The organism is Brevundimonas sp., assembly GCF_035998205.1.
In the GTDB taxonomy this organism is placed as follows: domain Bacteria; phylum Pseudomonadota; class Alphaproteobacteria; order Caulobacterales; family Caulobacteraceae; genus Brevundimonas.
Map to the genome: position 1 here is coordinate 580,293 of NZ_DASYHT010000006.1, position 15,899 is coordinate 596,191.

A 15,899-nucleotide genomic window follows, 5' to 3' on the forward strand; every position below is an offset into this window, starting at 1 on the left:
GCCGGTGCGGGGGGTCTAGGCGGAGCCGCCGGCGGCGGCCAGAGGGCGGAACGCCACTCCGCCAGTCAGATCACGCCGGCGCGGGCCTTCCACGCCTGCACCAGCGGGTCCGCCAGCAGGGTGGCGCAATAGGCGGCGGCCGTGCCGTCATCCCCATGCGCGGCGAGGTCGATCTGGTAGTGGCGGATGCGGGTGGCGACCGGGGTGAAAAAGGCGTCGGCGATCGACCAGTCGCCAAAGAGATAGGGACCCGAGGCGCCGAAGCGGGCGCGCTGTTCGCGGAAGATCTCGACCAGCCGCCGGACATCCGCCGCCACCGACGGGCTCGACGGGGGCGGGGCCCGGTCCGGGCCGAACATGGTGTGCAGCACGCTGTGCGCGTCCATGCCCATCGACCCCTCGGTGCGCAGGGCGGTGAAGCCCGAGTGCATCTCGCAGGTGACCGCGAAGGCCTGGGCCCGGGCGGCCGGATCGGCCGGCCACAGGCCCTTGTCCGGATGCCGGTCGGCGCACCACAGGGAGATGGCCAGGGAGTCCGGGATCAGCTGACCGTCCACCTCCAGCAGCGGCACCTTGCCCGTTGGCGACAGCTCCAGAAGCCGCGCCTTCCAGCCTTCGCCGTACAGCGGAACCTCGACCAGCTCCGGGTCCAGCCCGGCCTTGCGCAGCACCAGCCAGGGCCGCAGCGACCAGGTCGAGAAGATCATGTTGCCGATGATGAGCCGCATTGGGGCCGCCTTTCCTTGACTCGCGTCGCGACCGCGCCTTTACGGGCCGCCATGATCAGCCGCTACGCCCGCCCCGAAGCCGTCGCCCTGTGGTCGCAGGACACCAAGTACCGCATCTGGTTCGAGATCGAGGCGCACGCCGCCACGAAGATGGCCGAGCTGGGCGTGATTCCCAAGGAGTCTGCCGACGCCATCTGGCGCAAGGGCGAGGGTGCGGTGTTCGACGCCGACCGCATCGACGAGATCGAGCGCACCACCAAGCACGACGTCATCGCCTTCCTGACCCATGTGGCGGAGATCGTCGGCGACGAGGCGCGCTTCCTGCACCAGGGCATGACCTCGTCGGACGTGCTGGACACCTGTCTGGCGGTGCAGATGGCGCGCTCGACCGATCTGCTGATCGCCGGCGTCGACCGGGTTCTGAAGGCGCTCGAGACCCGCGCCTTCGAGCACAAGATGACCGTCTGCGTCGGCCGCAGCCACGGCATCCACGCCGAGCCGGTGACCTTCGGCCTCAAGCTGGCTGGCTTCCACGCCGAGTTCCAGCGCGCCCGCCGTCGTCTGGAGGCGGCGCGCGAGGAGATCGCCACCTGCGCCATCTCCGGCGCCGTCGGCACCTTCGCCAACGTCGATCCGGCGGTGGAAGCCTATGTGGCCGAGAAGATGGGCCTTGCGGTCGAGCCGGTCTCGACCCAGGTGATCCCGCGCGACCGTCACGCCGCCTGGTTCGCCGCCCTCGGGGTGGTGGCCAGCTCGGTCGAGCGTCTGGCCACCGAGATCCGCCACCTGCAGCGCACCGAAGTGCTGGAGGTCGAGGAGTTCTTCGACAAGGGCCAGAAGGGCTCGTCGGCCATGCCGCACAAGCGCAACCCGATCCTGACCGAGAACCTGACGGGCCTCGCTCGGCTGGTGCGCTCCGCGGTGACGCCGGCGCTGGAGAACGTCGCCCTCTGGCACGAGCGCGACATCAGCCACTCCTCGGTGGAGCGCGGCATCGGTCCCGACGCCTCCATCCACCTCGACTTCGCCCTGCACCGGCTGGCGGGGGTGGTCGAGCGCCTGCTCATCTATCCGGAGAACATGCAGCGCAACCTTGATCGCCTGGGCGGCCTGGTGTTCTCGCAGCGGGTCATGCTGGCCCTGACCCAGGCCGGCGTCAGCCGCGAGGACGCCTATGCGGCGGTGCAGGAGAACGCCATGAAGGTGTGGCGCGGGGAGGGGGTCTTCCTCGACTTCCTCAAGGCCGACGCGCGCGTGACCCTGCCGCACGACCAGCTCGAGGCCCTGTTCGATCTGGGCTACCACACCAAGCACGTGGACACGGTGTTCCAGCGGGTGTTCGGGCGGAGCTGATCGAGGGGGCGACTGCGACCCTTGCGGCGGGCTGACGCACGCGACCTCACGGATGCATCCCGAAAGCGTGATCCGACGTTACCTGCAGCAGCCCCGCTCTTCGGGGGGCATGTCCAGGAGAGACGCCATGAAGATCACCCGCGCCCGCGCGCTCGTCGCCGTGTCCGCCGCCGCCCTTATGGGCCTCGCCGCCTGCAACAACGCCGAGCCGGCCGCTGAAGCCCCGGCCGCCGAAGAGGCCGCCGCGGACGCCGCCGCGACCCCGGCCGGCGACGTTGTCGCCGTCGCCTCGGGCAACGCCGACTTCTCCACCCTGGTGACCGCCGTCCAGGCCGCCGGTCTGGTCGAGACGCTGCAGGGCGCCGGCCCGTTCACCGTGTTCGCTCCGACCAACGCCGCGTTCGAGAAGATCCCGGCGGCCGACCTGCAGGCTCTGCTGCAGCCCGAGCAACGCACCGCCCTGACCGGCGTGCTGACCTATCACGTCGTCCCGGGCAATGTGTCGGCCGCGGCCCTGGCCGAGCAGATCACCGCCGGCGGCGGTCAGGCGACCCTGACCACGGTCGAGGGCGGCACCCTCACCGCCCGCGCCAATGCGGACGGCAGCATCACCCTGACCGACGAGAATGGCGGAACCGCCACCGTCGTGCAGGCGGACGTCATGGCCTCGAACGGCGTGATCCACGCCATCGACACGGTCGTGATGCCGAACTGAGTCACGCCTTCAGAAGGGTGTGTGAGGGCCGCGCTCCGCGAGGAGTGCGGCCCTTTTCTTTCAAGGCATTGAAAATAAACAATATTTAATGACGCCGGGTGCGTCGCCGCCGCGAAGGGCCGCGTAACTCCGTTCGCCTTCCAGCCGGGAAGGCCTTCAGGAGACGTCCCATGACCCGCCGCTTCCCTGTCTTCGCCGCTGCCGCCCTGGCGGTGGTTCTCGCCGCCGCACCGGCCGCGGCCCATGAGCGACCCAGCCGGCCCCAGGCCGCCGCGACCCTCGTCGGCGTCGCTTCCGCTGCGCCGCAGTTCTCGACCCTGACCGCCGCCGTGGGCGCGGCGGGACTGGCGGACACCCTGGCCGGTCCCGGTCCCTTCACCGTCTTCGCGCCGACCGATGACGCCTTCGCCGACCTTCCCGCCGGCACGGTCGAGCGGCTGACGCAGCCGGGCCAGCGCCGGACGCTGACGCGCATCCTGACCTATCATGTGGTGCCCGGCCGGATCAGCGCCCGGGACCTCGCCACAGCGGTTCGGGTCGGCGGCGGCGCGGCGGAGCTCACGACCGTCCAGGGCGGACGGATCACCGCCGAGGACGCCGGGCGTGGACGGCTGCGCCTGACCGACAGCCAGGGCGAGACCTTCTGGATCACGGCGACGGACATCGCTGCCTCGAACGGCGTGATTCACGTCATCGATGGCGTGATGACGCCGGGACACTGAGCGCGTCTGGCGAAGCGGGCGGGGGCGTCAGGCGCGCCCGCCCGTGACCGGCTTACTCGCCGGTGCGGATCTGATCGCGGGCGATGGAGCCCAGCTCGTCCATCTTGGAGCGGATCTCGCCTTCGGACACCTGCAGGCCGGCGCCGCGGAAGTCCTGGTCGATCTTGCGGAACACGTCTTCCTCGCCCGGCTGCTCGAAGTCGGCGCGGACCACGGCCTTGGCGTATTCCTCGGCGCTCTCGGGCGAGAGGCCCATCTTTTCGGCCGCCCACAGGCCCAGCAGGCGGTTGCGGCGGGCGACGGCCTTGAACTCCTGGTCCTGATCGAGGGCGTACTTGGCTTCGAAGCCCTTTTCCCGATCGTCGAAGGTGGTCATAGGCGTCGCAAGCTCCGTCAGCGATCCTGAAGGGACCGGCGCGCCTCTATAGCCGGTGCCGGGATGAACGCAACATGACGCGAACGGTCGCGTCCGTCGCAGCGTTCCGGGCAGCGGTTTGTGCGGTTGCGAGGGTTCGTCTAGAATAGACGGCGACAGAGACCCACGCCGCCCGATTCCGGACCGCGCCGCGCCGAGACCCGCGTCTTCGGCCTGCGCGGTTTTTGTTTCGGACCGCCTCTCCCCGCATGGGACCGCCGAATGAACGTCAAGCGCAAGAAGCTCTACGAGGGCAAGGCCAAGATCCTCTACGAGGGGCCCGAACCCGGGACGCTGATCCAGTATTTCAAGGACGACGCCACCGCCTTCAACGCCCAGAAGAAGGCGACGCTGGAAGGCAAGGGCGTGCTGAACAACAAGATCAGCGAGTTCATCATGACCCGGCTGAACGGCATCGGGGTGACGAACCACTTCATCAAGCGGCTGAACCTGCGCGAGCAGCTGATCCGCGAGGTCGAGATCATCCCGCTGGAGGTGGTCTGCCGCAACATCGTCGCCGGTTCGCTGGCCACCCGGCTGGGTCAGCCGGAGGGCACGCCCCTGCCGCGCTCGATCATCGAGTTCTACTACAAGAAGGATGAGCTCAACGATCCGATGGTGACGGAGGAGCACATCACGGCGTTCAACTGGGCCACGACCCAGGAGATCGACGACATCCTCGCCATGACGGTCCGGGTGAACGACTATCTGTCGGGCATGTTCGGGGCCGTCGGCATCACCCTGGTGGACTTCAAGATCGAGTTCGGTCGGGTGTGGGAGAACGACTTCAGCCGCGTCATCCTGGCCGACGAGATCAGCCCCGACAGCTGCCGTCTGTGGGACGTCGCGACCGGCGAGAAGCTGGACAAGGACCGCTTCCGCCGCGACCTCGGCAATGTCATCGAGAGCTATGCCGAGGTGGCCCGTCGCCTCGGCATCATGAAGGACATGCCGACGGTGATTCAGGGGGGGCTGCACTGATGAACGGTCACGACGGCTTCGAAGAGGAGTCGGTCGAGTTCAGACGGCCGGTCGATCTCGCGACCGCCAGTCGTTTCCGGCGCATCGCGGGCATTGGCCCTGTCTATGAAGTTCTCTCCATCGACGGCGACACCGCCAAGGCCCGCAAGGTCGATGAGGACGACATCTTTGAGTTCGCCCTCGCCGAGGTCGAAAGCGATCCGATCGCCTGATGTTCGCCATCGCGCTCGACCTCGACTGGCATCAGACCGCGTTGCTGCATCCCAAGAGCCTGCGACAAGCCTATCGGGATGTGGAGCGGACGGTCGGTCGCTATGGCTTTCGCCGCGTTCAGCAGAGCGTCTACCTGAATGAGGACGGCGACCTCACCAACCTCTTCGCCGCTATCGCCGCGTTGAAATCCATGCCTTGGTTCCCCGACTGCGTCACTGACATTCGCGGTTTCCGGGTCGAGGACTGGTCCGACTTCACCCCCCTTATGAAGAGCAACCAATGAAAGTCCGCGTTCACGTCTTCCTCAAGCCCGGCGTTCTGGACGTCCAGGGCAAGGCCGTCGAGGGCGCGCTGCAGGGGCTGGGCTGGGCCGGGGTGGCCAACGCCCGGGTCGGCAAGCTGATCGAGTTCGATCTGGACGGGGTCGAGGATCCCGCCGCCGAGGCGAAAAAGATGTGCGAGCAGCTGCTCGCCAACACGGTGATCGAGAGCTACCGCATCGAGGTGGAGTGAACCCGCGTCCGAAGTGCCTCGTTGTGATTTGAGTTCCAGGAGCTGGCCCCATGACCTTCACCCTGACCTCTGACGACTTCCGCGAGGGCGAGACCCTGCCGGACGCCCTGGTCTACGCCCACGGTAACCGCTCGCCGCACCTGAAGTGGTCGGGCGCGCCGGCGGGCACGAAGAGCTTCGCCGTCACCTGCTACGACCCGGACGCGCCGACCGGCTCGGGGTTCTGGCACTGGACCGTGGCCAACATCCCGGTGGATGTGACCGAGCTTCCGCCCGGCGGGCCTGTCCCTGCCGGAGCGGTCGAGGGGCGCACCGACTATGGCCCGCCGGGCTTCGGCGGCGCCGCCCCGCCCGCCGGCCACGGCCCGCACCGCTACATCTTCACGGTTTTCGCCGTGGACGTGGAGCGGCTGGACGTGACGCCGGAGGACTCGGGAGCGAAGTTCGGCTTCAACCTGCACTTCCACACCCTGGCGAAGGCGCAGCTGACCGGGGTCTACGAGAACCGGGGCTGAGCTCAGCCGCCGGATTTTCTGCCCCGGCTCAGCAGCACAGCGGCGATCCCGGCCGCAGCGGCGCTCATGGCCAGCTGGGCGGTGTTCAGCTCAAGGCCCTGGGTCGTACGATACAGGCCATAGGCCAAATTCAGCGCGGCGACGACCAGCAGGATGACGCCCGCTGCCCACACCGCGCCGCGTCCGTTTTGCGTTGCCATGATGGATCTCCTGCGTCGTCGCCAGAGTGCTGGAAGAACGCCGATATGGCAATGCCGGGTCCTCGGAGGGCGTTCCGACGATCGCCCCCTGTTGGGGCACGGGCACACGCACATTGGCGCAGGTCAACGGCGACGGCTCCCGGTTTGGCCGCCGGTTGGCGGGGTGCTATCCTCCTCTTATGGCGCAGGTCACGAATGAGCTGATGTTCGAGGTGCTGAAGTCCATTCAGCAGCAGACACAGCGCATGGACCTCACGCTCGGCGAGGTGAAGCTCGAGCTTCAGGCCATTCGCGGGCACCAACTGGCCATGCAGCAGGACATCAGCGTCATCTATTCGCGGCTCGGCAGCATCGAACAGCGCGTAGATCGCATCGAGCGTCGTCTGGGATTGACGGAACCTGCGCACTGAATGGCGTGGGACGCTGACTTCGGCGCGCAACCCTGCTAGAGGCCCGCGGCATGAGCGCCGCCGTCATCGTCTTCCCCGGGTCCAACTGTGATCGCGACTGCAAGGTCGCCGTGGAACGCTCCACCGGCGAGCAGGTCCACATGGTCTGGCACCAGGAGACCGGGCTGCCGAAGGGGCTGGACCTGATCGTCCTGCCCGGCGGCTTCTCCTATGGCGACTATCTGCGCTGCGGGGCCATGGCGGCCCAGTCTCCGGTGATGCAGGCGGTGAAGACGGCCGCCGACGACGGCGTCGCCGTGGTCGGCATCTGCAACGGCTTCCAGATCCTGTGCGAGGCCGGGATGCTGCCGGGCGCCCTGCTGCGCAACGCGGGCCTGAAGTACGTCTGCAAGCCGATCACGCTGGAGGTCGCCAACGCCCAGACCCGCTTCACCGCCGGCTACCAGGGCCAGCGCGAGGTGGTCATGACCCAGGGCAACGGCGACGGCAACTACTTCGCCGACGCCGAGACCCTGGCCCGCATAGAGGGCGAGGGGCAGGTGGTGTTCCGCTACGTCGACAACCCCAACGGCTCGGTCAACGACATCGCCGGCCTGCAGAACGCCCGCGGCAATGTGCTGGGCATGATGCCCCACCCGGACCGCGCCTTCGAGGCCGAGCTGGGCTCGGCCGACGGCGCGGTGCTGTTCCGGTCGATCTTCGCGGCGGCCTGAGGCGCGGCGTCGCGTCGGCCTTGCGGCGGCTGAACCCGGTCCCACTTCAAGCGTTGCTGTGACGGACCGGCAGATGGAGCGTGCCATGACCGAAGTGACCCCGGACACCCCGCTGGGCGATCCGCCCCGCAACGGCCTGCGTCGGCTGCTGATCCTGGCGGCGGCGCTCTTCGCGGTCACCATAAGCTATGGCCAGATCGCCCTCGGCTGGGGTCAGTCGCCGGCCGAATTCGCCGCCGATGGCGCGAGTACGCTGCGGGTGGCGGGCTACGCCTTCTCGATCTGGGGGCTGATCTATCTCGGCCTGCTGACCTATGCGGTGCGCCAGCTGCTGCCGGGCGCGCGCGAGACCGCGACCTTGCGCGCCTTTGGCTGGCCGTCGCTTCTCGCCCTGCTGGGTATCGGCTGGTGGGTGCTGGCCGCCGCGTTTGACTGGGAAGTCATGACCATCGTGCTGATCGTCGGCTCGGCGGTGGTGCTGCTGATCCCGATGCTGCGCCATGCGGCGGTGATCCGCTCCCTGCCGGCTGGCGACCGCGACCGCTGGCTGACGGTGACGCCGCTGGCCCTTCTGGCCGGCTGGCTCAGCATCGCCGCCCCGGTCAATCTGATCACCGTGGCGACCGGCAACGGCGACCTGCCCGCGGCCCTGCCGCCGACCGGCTGGGCCAGCCTCGCCATCGCCGGCGTCACCCTGCTGGCGCTGGCGGTGACCGCCCGCACGCGGCTCGCCGCCTATCCGCTGCCGATCGCATGGGGCCTGCTCGGCGCGTTCGTCGCGGAGCAGACGCGCAATCCGACGCTCGCCTATGTCGCTCTTGCCGCCGCGGCGATCGTGTTCGCCGGCGCCGTGATCTTCGGCCTCGGCCTGCGTCGGGCGCCACGGAGCGCCTGATCCGCCGGCCGCGGGTGGACCCCCGCCGAACGCCGGTGTACCGCGGAAGGGGTGCGGGTCGGGGAGGCTGACATGAAGCGTCTGTTCGGGGCGGCCATGGGTCTGGCGCTGGTGCTCGGGCTGGCGGCCTGCGCCCCCACGACGCTGAGACATCCCACGTCCTTCGGGACGGATTGCGAGGCTTTCGACGCCGACGTGACCTGCGTGCGGGTGTTCTACGGCTCGAACCGCGTGCTCGACGCCCGGGCCGCGGGGGCGGGGGAGGTCGACGTCGATCGGGTCGCGCCGGGCGACGCCGGGGAGTTGAGGCTCGGCCGGGCCGACGTCTGGCTGCCGCGGCTGAAGATCGACGGGACGCTGCGCGAGCGCGGCGAGACGCCGGTGCTGAGCGGGACGCCGCCGGAAGACCCCCAAGCGCTCGAGCGCTATGTGATGATCACGCGCATCACGGCGCAGGGCCGCGAGCGCTTCATCGCCGAACTGGACGAAGCGGTCGACCAGACCCGCGGCGAGCGGTCGATCCTGCTGTTCGTGCATGGCTTCAGCGTCGGCTTCGAGTCGGCGCTCGTGCGATCGGCCCAGCTCGCGGTCGACCTGCGCGACGACGCCCGTTTCGACCCCGGCGCGCCGGTTCTGTTCACCTGGCCGTCACGGGGATCGACCACCCCCTGGGCCTACTTCGCCGACCAGGCCTCGGCGGACGCCGCCGTGCCGCACCTGCTGGCCTTCCTCGACCTGCTGCTGGAGGAGGTTGCGCCGGACCGGCTCAACATCGTCGCCCACTCGATGGGCAACCGGGTGCTGACCCAGGCGCTGGAGGACTACGCCGAACGCCGCCTGGCGTCGCCGTCGCCCCGGCAGACCGAGTTCCGCATCATCCTCGCCGCCGCCGACATCGAGCGCGATGTGTTCGGCATCGTCGCCGGCAAGCTCGATGTCCTGGAGCCGAACGTCACCCTTTACGCCTCGGACCGCGACGCCGCGCTGTGGGTCTCGCGGGTGCTGAACCGGACGCCGCGGCTGGGCCAGACCAATCGCGACCGGCCCTGGATCCGCGAGGTCGACAACTATCTGACCGTGGATGCGACGTCCGTGTCGAGCGCGCTCTACGGCGCCGGCCACGCCTACTATTCGGACAATCCCTTCATCCTGAACGACATCCGCTGCGCGCTGGCGGACCAGCCGATCGAGGTGCGCGCCCTGCTGGCGGCCCGGTTCGAAGGACGTCCGGAGGGGCCGGTCTATTTCCGCACCCGGGCGGACGGGGCCGCTACGGATGCCGACTGCGCCCTGCGCCGCCGGAGGGCCCCGGATGCGCCGCCGTCCCGTGGTGAGGCCCCGCCGCCGCCGCCAGTTGCGCCGCCGCCGCCTCCGCCGCCCCCGCCAGTAGCGCCCCCGCCGCCGCCGCCGCCGCCGCCGCCGGTCGTCGTCCCGGCTGCGCTGATCTACTTCGACAGCGGGTCGTCGGAGATCAGCGCTGAAGGGCTGGCCGCCCTCGCGGCCTGGGTCGAGCGCTGGCGCGCCGGCGGCGAGCCCGAGGTCCGGGTCGACGGCCATGCGGACGCCGCCGGACCGTCCGAGGCGAACCTTCGGCTGGCGCGCGCACGCGCCGAAGCGGTCGCGGCTGCGCTGGTCGCCCTGGGCGTGCCGGCGGACAGGATCGTGGTCGAGGCCTGGGGCGAGGCTCGCCCGACGGTCGAGGCGCCGGCGGACGCGCCGGAGCCGCGGAACCGGCGCGTGGAGGTGCGCGTCCGCTAGACCTCGGCGTGCCCGGCGGGGCTACTGATCATTCCCGCTATCCCGCCGAAGGTCGGCAGCTCCCGGCGCCGGCCCCGTCACCGGGGCGGGATCCGACGTTGGGTCCGGATTGATCACGCCTTCCCGGTTGCCGGCGCCCACGTCAAAGGCCCCGCTTTCCCGGAAGCCGACACTGCCGACCCCGGTTGCGGCGCCGGCGAATCGCTGTCGGCGACTGGCCATGGCAGCCGCCGGGGCGGCGGCCTCCATGGCGCGCGCCTCTTCGGGATCGTTCGAGCGATCCATTTGCTGCCGCGCGGGCGCGGCCTGGGTGAGGTTGGGCGTGCGGGGCATCAGGCGGCCTCGTTCCCGTCCCTGTCGCTGTCGACCTCGGGCTGCGGGTCTTCGATCATCGCCGAGGCGCCGGCGTCATCGGCGGCGATCTGCGGCTCGCCCTCGTCCGGGGCTTCCGCCGGCGGAGTGTCGTCCGGGGATTCGCCCGGCAGGTCCTCGATCTCTTGCGGGGTGTCGATGGGCTGGTCGGTCATGGCGGCGTCTCCTGTGCCGGCATCAACCGCGCCGCCCCTCGCCGGTTCCGGGCGGCTGACACGCGGCCCGTTCACGGCTAGAAGCGCGGGCCATGAGCACCGCCCCCAAGACCATGGCCGAACTGGCCGCCGAGTACGGCCTGGCCGAGAACGAATACCAGGTGATCCTGGACCGGCTGGGCCGCGAGCCCAACCAGGTCGAGCTGGGCGTGTTCTCGGTGATGTGGTCCGAGCACTGCTCGTACAAGTCCTCGAAGATCCACCTCGGCAAGTTCCCGACCAAGGGGCCGCGCGTCATCTGCGGTCCTGGCGAGAACGCCGGGGTCATTGACATCGACGATGGCGACGCCTGCATCTTCAAGATGGAGAGCCACAACCACCCCAGCTTCATCGAGCCCTACCAGGGCGCGGCGACGGGCGTGGGCGGCATCATGCGCGACGTCTTCACCATGGGCGCGCGACCGGTGGCCCTGCTGAACGCCCTGCGTTTCGGCGATGTCGGTCATGAAAAGACCCGGCGGCTGGTGGCCGGGGTGGTCGCCGGCATCGGCGGCTACGGCAATTGCGTCGGCGTGCCGACGGTGGCCGGTGAGACCAATTTCCACCGCGGCTACAACGGCAACATCCTCGTCAACGCCATGTGCGTGGGCGTGGCGCGGGCCGACAGCATCTTCTACTCGGCCGCGCCGGCGCCGGGCCTGTCGGTGGTCTATTTCGGCTCCAAGACCGGGCGCGACGGCATCCACGGCGCCACCATGTCGTCGGCCGAGTTCGACGATGAATCCGAATCGAAGCGCCCGACGGTGCAGGTCGGCGACCCCTTCGCCGAGAAGCTGCTGATCGAGGCGACGCTGGAGCTCATGGCCTCGGGCGCCGTGGCCGCCATCCAGGACATGGGCGCCGCCGGCCTGACCTCTTCGTCCGTGGAAATGGCCGGCAAGGGCGGCGTCGGCATCGAGCTGAACATGGACGCCGTGCCCCAGCGCGAGGAGGGCATGACGGCCTACGAGATGATGCTGTCGGAAAGCCAGGAGCGGATGCTGGCGGTGCTGAAGCCCGGCCGCGAGGAGGATGGCTATCGCATCTTCCGCAAGTGGGGCCTCGACGCTGCGGTGATCGGCCAGACCACCGACACCGGCCGGCTGGTGCTCAAGCACCATGGGGAGACGGTCTGCGACGTGCCGCTGGCGCCCCTGTTCGACGACGCGCCGCTGTACGACCGGCCGTGGGTGCAGCCGACCCTGCATCCGCGCCTCGACCCGCAGGATGTGCCCGCGCCGGAGAGCTGGCCGGACGCGGTCCTGAAGGTCCTGACCTGTCCCGACATGGCGTCCAAGCGCTGGATCTGGGAGCAGTACGACCGGCACGTCATGGCCGACACCCTGCAGGACTCGGCCACCGGCGCCGACTCCGGCGTGGTGCGGGTGCACGGGACTGACAAGGGCCTCGCGGTGACCTCGGATTGCACCCCGCGCTACGTGCAGAACGACCCCTACGAGGGCGGCAAGCAGGCGGTGGCCGAGGCGTGGCGCAACCTGACGGCGGTGGGCGCCCGGCCGATCGCCATCACCGACAATCTGAACTTCGGCAACCCGCAGCGGCCCGAGATCATGGGGCAGATCGTCCGCGCTATCGACGGCATGGCCGAGGCCTGCGGCGCGCTCGACTTCCCGGTCGTGAGCGGCAATGTCAGCCTCTACAACGAGACCAATGGCGTCGCCATTCCGCCAACCCCGACGGTCGGGGGCGTCGGCCTGCTGAAGAACTACGACATCGTCTGCGGCTTCGGCGGCATGGTTGAGGGCGAGACCCTGGTCCTGATCGGCCAGACGGCGGGCGAGCTGGGCGCTTCCCTGTATCTGCGCGAGGTGCTGGGCCGCGAGGACGGCGCCCCGCCGCCGGTCGATCTCGCCCTGGAGCGCAAGACCGGCGATTTCGTCCGCGACCTGATCGAGGGCGGCGAGCTCACGGTGGTGCATGACCTGTCCGACGGCGGCCTGGTCGGCGCGGCGGCCGATCTTGCGCTGGCGTCGGACTGCGGCGTGGTGCTGGACGCCTCCAGCGCGGCCCACGCCCATGTGCTGCTGTTCGCCGAGGACCAGGCCCGCTACCTCGTCGCCACCTCGACGCCGCAGACCCTGCTCGACGCTGCGCGCGAAGCCGGGCTGCACGCCTCTGTGGTCGGCCATGCGGGCGGGACGGACTTCGCCTCGGCCGGGCCGAAGGGCGAGCTGTTCCGCATCCCTCTGGCGCACCTGCGCGAGATGCACGAAAGCTGGATGCCGACCTGGATGGACGGCCCTCGCAGCTGAGCCTGACCGCGCCTCCGGTTAGCCCGGCTTGTGGGCCACCAGCCAGAGGTCGAAGTCATTGCCGCGCTTGCACTGGATGCGGTCGAAGCCGGCGTTCTGCGCCGCCCTCGCGAGCGTCTGATCGGTAAAGCCGGTCCGGTGCGCCATGTAGACGTTGCCATTGGCGATGGAGCGGCCGTAGCCATACAGAATGTCCAGCGGCATGATCGGACCGGCGGGCGAGGTGTAGGCGACCCCTTCGAGGTTGCCTTCGGCCACCAGCTTCGCCACCGACTGCAGGTCCGGGCAGGTGATGACGATGCGTCCGCCCGGCTTGAGCACCCGACGGAATTCGCCCAGCGCGACCGGCACCTCGTGCTGGTAGAGGTGCTCGATGTTGTGGGACGACCAGACCGCATCCATCGAACCGCTTTCGACCGCGCTCATGTCGGTCATGGTGCCGACGATGTCAGGCTGGACGTCCGGATTGATGTCGAGGCGGATTTCCTTCCACTCCGGCCCCCGGAACCAGGAGAACAGCTTGTTCGGATTGGGGAACCCGCACCCGACGTGCAGCACCTTTTTCAGGTCTGCGGCGGTGGGGGCGTCTGTTATGGCGAGGACGTCTGCGGTCGACATGGTCGCATTCCCGGGCTGAGGACGCGACAGCCTACCGCGCCTTCGCCGATCCGGCGACCCCGGTTGGCGCGGCTTCAGGCCAGCGTCGGCACCGCCTGGCTCAGACGTCCGCCGACGCGGATCGGCTCGATCCGGGTGGCGAGGCCGGTGCGATCGTCGGTCTCGACGAACACGCCACAGACCGTGGCCGGACCGCTGGCCGGCTGATAGCGACCGCCGCTGATGCGGGTGGTGAAGCGCCTCAGCGGCTCTTCCTTCTCGTTGCCGATGACGGAATCGTAGTCGCAGCAGCCGCCGGCGTCGGTCTGGAAGGCGGTACCGCCGGGCAGGATCTGGGCGTCGGCGGTGGGCACGTGCGTATGGGTGCCCACCACCAGCGAGGCGCGGCCGTCGCAGAAGTGGCCCATCGCCATCTTCTCGCTGGTGGCCTCGCAGTGCATGTCGACGATGATGGCGTCGGCGGCGAGACCGAGCGGGCAGGCGGCCAGCTCCTTCTCGACCGCGCCGAAGGGGTCATCCATCGGGTCCATGTGCACCCGGCCCAGCACGTTCATGACCAGAACCGTGCGGCCTGACGGGGTTTCAAACAGGTTGGCTCCCGCGCCCGGCGCGTCCATCAGGCGCGGGTAATTCAGCGGCCGCAGCAGGCGGGGCTCACGGACGATGTAGGTCAGGGCCTCGCGCTGGTCCCAGCTGTGATTGCCGAGGGTCAGGCAGTCGGCCCCGGCCATGAACAGCTCGTTGGCCGTGTGCTCGGTGATGCCGAAGCCGCCGGCGGCGTTCTCGGCATTGACCACGACGAAGTCGAGCTGAAGGTCGCGCTTCAGGCGGGGAAGATGATCGCTCACGCCGTCGCGGCCGGACTTGCCGATGACGTCGCCAAAAAAGGCCAGTCTCATGGAAAGGCTCTATAGCCCCTCTCGGTGAGAACGCCATGCAGCCGAATGTCATGTCGTTCCAGCGGCAGGTGGTCGACCTCCTGGCCGGCGAAGGCGAGGCCGACCCGGAGCGCTCCAGGGAGGGCGGCGAAGGTGCGGTCGTAGTGGCCTCCGCCCTGGCCCAGTCGCCCGCCGGCGGCATCAAAGGCCAGCAGCGGAGTCAGCACCAGATCCGGGATCACCTGCGACGCCAGCGGCAGGGGGGCGGGACAGCCGGCGGCGTCGGGCTCGAGCGGATCGCCCGGCGACCAGTGGCGAAAGACCAGCGGCGCCGCGCGGTCGACGACCACGGGCAGGCACAGCCGCCGTCCCTGACGCACGAGGGCGAGGGCCAGCGGTTCAGGGTCCAGCTCCGATCCCATCGCCCGATACACGGCGACGACCTCGCCGGGGGGCAGGGCGCCGGCTTTCGCCGCCAGTTCGCCAGCCGCTTCCGGCGCGGCCAGCGTCCTGCGCAGCCGCCGCATCGCGGCGCGGAGCTCGGCCTTGTCCGGGGGTGTCGTCACGTCGTCAGGATGAAGGCTCGAACGGCCCGGCTCAAGCGATGGGGACAGGGGCGATGCGGACAGGGGCGATGCGGACAGAGGCGGGGTTGGCGGCGCCATGAGAGCCGTGAAGGACGGTTTAAATCCTCTCGAGCCTGGATAACCAGGTGGGCTCCGTGTACCCGGCCCCACGGGGCCAGACAGGGACAGATCCCTTCGAGTGAATTAAGGCCGCGAGGATATGTTGCCTTCGACGTGAGCCACAGCTGACCCGCCGGTCGGCAAGATAGGCGGAGGCCGGCGGCGGAACAATGGCGATGGGCTCAGAGCCCGGCGGCGATCTTCTCGATGCGGGCGGCCACCGCGTTGAGCACCTCCGCGAGGCCGGCGTCGGGATCCGCCGCCGGGGCTTCGCCGCCGCCGTTGGCGAGCGCGGCCCTGGCCTCCTGAAGTTCGTCGGCCACGAGCAGGGCGGCCATCAGGAACAGCCGCAGGTCGCCGACATGGCCGACGCTGCCGGCGACCGTGCGGACGTGCTGATCGAACTGGCGGGCCAGCGCCACCACCCGCTCTTCCTGTCCGTCGGCGCAGCCAACGGCGTAGGGGCGACCGTTGACCTCGACCGTCACCGTGGCCATCAGCCCTCCGCTTCCAGCACGGCGCGCACCTCATCTGCGGCGGCGGTCAGCGTCGCCAGCGCCTCCTCGGCGGCGGCGCGCAGCTCGGGGTCCGCAGCGGCGGGCACGCCGGCGAACAGGTCGTCCGCGGGCACGGCGGCGCGCGCCTTCAGGTCGCGGGTCTTGCGCTCCAGCTCGGCGAGCGCGCGGTCCAGTCTCTGCCTTGCGGCGTCGGCGGCGTCGGCCATCGGGATCGCCTCCTCCAGATTCC

Annotated in this window: 23 protein-coding genes and 1 other RNA gene; 13 read left to right on the plus strand and 11 right to left on the minus strand. The window is 69.7% G+C overall.

The genetic code is table 11. The annotated features are described in order from the left end of the window. Positions 1-65: 65 nt before the first annotated feature. Positions 66-728, minus strand: a complete 663-nt coding sequence (locus VGN74_RS12830) for a glutathione S-transferase (protein ID WP_327448805.1) — start codon at positions 726-728, stop codon at positions 66-68. Positions 729-779: 51 nt separating this feature from the next. Between VGN74_RS12830 and purB the strand changes: the two genes are divergently transcribed. The 3 genes from purB to VGN74_RS12845 all read left to right on the plus strand — a co-directional run bounded on the left by purB (position 780) and on the right by VGN74_RS12845 (position 3,518). After that, positions 780-2,081 carry an adenylosuccinate lyase gene (gene purB / locus VGN74_RS12835; protein WP_327448807.1) on the plus strand — a complete coding sequence of 434 codons (1,302 nt, stop codon included), beginning with the start codon at positions 780-782 and terminating at the stop codon, positions 2,079-2,081. Between the two features lie 127 nt (positions 2,082-2,208). After that, positions 2,209-2,796, plus strand: a complete 588-nt coding sequence (locus VGN74_RS12840) for a fasciclin domain-containing protein (protein WP_327448809.1) — start codon at positions 2,209-2,211, stop codon at positions 2,794-2,796. A 170-nt stretch (positions 2,797-2,966) separates the two neighbouring features. Further along, the gene (locus VGN74_RS12845) at positions 2,967-3,518 is read left to right on the plus strand and encodes a fasciclin domain-containing protein (protein WP_327448811.1); all 552 of its coding nucleotides are present in this window, start codon (positions 2,967-2,969) and stop codon (positions 3,516-3,518) included. A gap of 52 nt (positions 3,519-3,570) precedes the next feature. Here VGN74_RS12845 and VGN74_RS12850 read toward each other — a convergent pair whose 3' ends face one another. After that, complete coding sequence (locus VGN74_RS12850) at positions 3,571-3,894, minus strand: DUF1476 domain-containing protein (RefSeq protein ID WP_327448813.1); 324 nt, start codon at positions 3,892-3,894, stop codon at positions 3,571-3,573. A 261-nt stretch (positions 3,895-4,155) separates the two neighbouring features. Here VGN74_RS12850 and purC point away from each other — a divergent pair, with 261 nt between their 5' ends. The 5 genes from purC to VGN74_RS12875 are packed head-to-tail and all read left to right on the plus strand — an operon-like array spanning position 4,156 to position 6,155. Then, positions 4,156-4,914 carry a phosphoribosylaminoimidazolesuccinocarboxamide synthase gene (purC, locus tag VGN74_RS12855; protein WP_175359483.1) on the plus strand — a complete coding sequence of 253 codons (759 nt, stop codon included), beginning with the start codon at positions 4,156-4,158 and terminating at the stop codon, positions 4,912-4,914. Further along, complete coding sequence (locus VGN74_RS12860; protein WP_327448816.1) at positions 4,914-5,126, plus strand: hypothetical protein; 213 nt, start codon at positions 4,914-4,916, stop codon at positions 5,124-5,126. Before purC ends, VGN74_RS12860 begins: the two co-directional genes overlap by 1 nt. Beyond that, positions 5,126-5,410, plus strand: a complete 285-nt coding sequence (locus VGN74_RS12865; protein WP_327448818.1) for a virulence factor — start codon at positions 5,126-5,128, stop codon at positions 5,408-5,410. The genes VGN74_RS12860 and VGN74_RS12865 overlap by 1 nt, the downstream gene beginning before the upstream one ends. Continuing rightward, a complete protein-coding gene (purS, locus tag VGN74_RS12870; protein ID WP_327448820.1) occupies positions 5,407-5,640 on the plus strand; it encodes a phosphoribosylformylglycinamidine synthase subunit PurS in 234 nt (77 codons plus the stop codon). Before VGN74_RS12865 ends, purS begins: the two co-directional genes overlap by 4 nt. 50 nt (positions 5,641-5,690) lie before the next feature. Then, positions 5,691-6,155, plus strand: a complete 465-nt coding sequence (locus VGN74_RS12875) for a YbhB/YbcL family Raf kinase inhibitor-like protein (protein WP_327448822.1) — start codon at positions 5,691-5,693, stop codon at positions 6,153-6,155. A gap of 2 nt (positions 6,156-6,157) precedes the next feature. Here VGN74_RS12875 and VGN74_RS12880 read toward each other — a convergent pair whose 3' ends face one another. Further along, entirely contained in the window at positions 6,158-6,355 is a 198-nt protein-coding gene (locus VGN74_RS12880) for a hypothetical protein (RefSeq protein ID WP_327448824.1), read from the minus strand. A 179-nt stretch (positions 6,356-6,534) separates the two neighbouring features. Between VGN74_RS12880 and VGN74_RS12885 the strand changes: the two genes are divergently transcribed. The 4 genes from VGN74_RS12885 (at position 6,535) to VGN74_RS12900 (ending at position 10,131) form a co-directional block, all read left to right on the plus strand. Next, positions 6,535-6,765 carry a hypothetical protein gene (locus VGN74_RS12885; protein ID WP_327448826.1) on the plus strand — a complete coding sequence of 77 codons (231 nt, stop codon included), beginning with the start codon at positions 6,535-6,537 and terminating at the stop codon, positions 6,763-6,765. A gap of 50 nt (positions 6,766-6,815) precedes the next feature. Further along, complete coding sequence (gene purQ / locus VGN74_RS12890) at positions 6,816-7,478, plus strand: phosphoribosylformylglycinamidine synthase subunit PurQ (protein WP_327448828.1); 663 nt, start codon at positions 6,816-6,818, stop codon at positions 7,476-7,478. An 85-nt stretch (positions 7,479-7,563) separates the two neighbouring features. Beyond that, positions 7,564-8,373 (plus strand): hypothetical protein, encoded by an 810-nt coding sequence (locus tag VGN74_RS12895; protein ID WP_327448830.1) that lies wholly within the window; start codon positions 7,564-7,566, stop codon positions 8,371-8,373. A 72-nt stretch (positions 8,374-8,445) separates the two neighbouring features. Then, the gene (locus VGN74_RS12900; RefSeq protein WP_327448832.1) at positions 8,446-10,131 is read left to right on the plus strand and encodes an alpha/beta hydrolase; all 1,686 of its coding nucleotides are present in this window, start codon (positions 8,446-8,448) and stop codon (positions 10,129-10,131) included. Positions 10,132-10,152: 21 nt separating this feature from the next. Here the strand turns inward: VGN74_RS12900 and VGN74_RS12905 are convergent, their stop codons facing one another. After that, entirely contained in the window at positions 10,153-10,464 is a 312-nt protein-coding gene (locus tag VGN74_RS12905) for a Tat pathway signal protein (protein WP_327448834.1), read from the minus strand. Then, positions 10,464-10,658 carry a hypothetical protein gene (locus VGN74_RS12910; protein WP_327448836.1) on the minus strand — a complete coding sequence of 65 codons (195 nt, stop codon included), beginning with the start codon at positions 10,656-10,658 and terminating at the stop codon, positions 10,464-10,466. Before VGN74_RS12910 ends, VGN74_RS12905 begins: the two co-directional genes overlap by 1 nt. A 92-nt stretch (positions 10,659-10,750) precedes the next feature. Between VGN74_RS12910 and purL the strand changes: the two genes are divergently transcribed. Next, positions 10,751-12,970 (plus strand): phosphoribosylformylglycinamidine synthase subunit PurL, encoded by a 2,220-nt coding sequence (purL, locus tag VGN74_RS12915; RefSeq protein ID WP_327448837.1) that lies wholly within the window; start codon positions 10,751-10,753, stop codon positions 12,968-12,970. An 18-nt stretch (positions 12,971-12,988) separates the two neighbouring features. Here purL and VGN74_RS12920 read toward each other — a convergent pair whose 3' ends face one another. The 6 genes from VGN74_RS12920 to VGN74_RS12940 form a co-directional block, all read right to left on the minus strand. Further along, positions 12,989-13,588 (minus strand): class I SAM-dependent methyltransferase, encoded by a 600-nt coding sequence (locus VGN74_RS12920; protein WP_327448839.1) that lies wholly within the window; start codon positions 13,586-13,588, stop codon positions 12,989-12,991. Between the two features lie 74 nt (positions 13,589-13,662). Beyond that, entirely contained in the window at positions 13,663-14,487 is an 825-nt protein-coding gene (locus VGN74_RS12925; RefSeq protein WP_327448841.1) for a TIGR00282 family metallophosphoesterase, read from the minus strand. Then, complete coding sequence (locus VGN74_RS12930) at positions 14,484-15,032, minus strand: 5-formyltetrahydrofolate cyclo-ligase (protein WP_327448843.1); 549 nt, start codon at positions 15,030-15,032, stop codon at positions 14,484-14,486. Before VGN74_RS12930 ends, VGN74_RS12925 begins: the two co-directional genes overlap by 4 nt. Positions 15,033-15,120: 88 nt before the next feature. Beyond that, a non-coding RNA gene (ssrS, locus tag VGN74_RS14605) (6S RNA) lies at positions 15,121-15,283 on the minus strand. A gap of 51 nt (positions 15,284-15,334) precedes the next feature. Then, positions 15,335-15,649 carry a cell division protein ZapA gene (locus VGN74_RS12935; RefSeq protein ID WP_327448845.1) on the minus strand — a complete coding sequence of 105 codons (315 nt, stop codon included), beginning with the start codon at positions 15,647-15,649 and terminating at the stop codon, positions 15,335-15,337. Then, a complete protein-coding gene (locus VGN74_RS12940; protein ID WP_327448847.1) occupies positions 15,649-15,876 on the minus strand; it encodes a hypothetical protein in 228 nt (75 codons plus the stop codon). Before VGN74_RS12940 ends, VGN74_RS12935 begins: the two co-directional genes overlap by 1 nt. Positions 15,877-15,899: the final 23 nt, after the last annotated feature.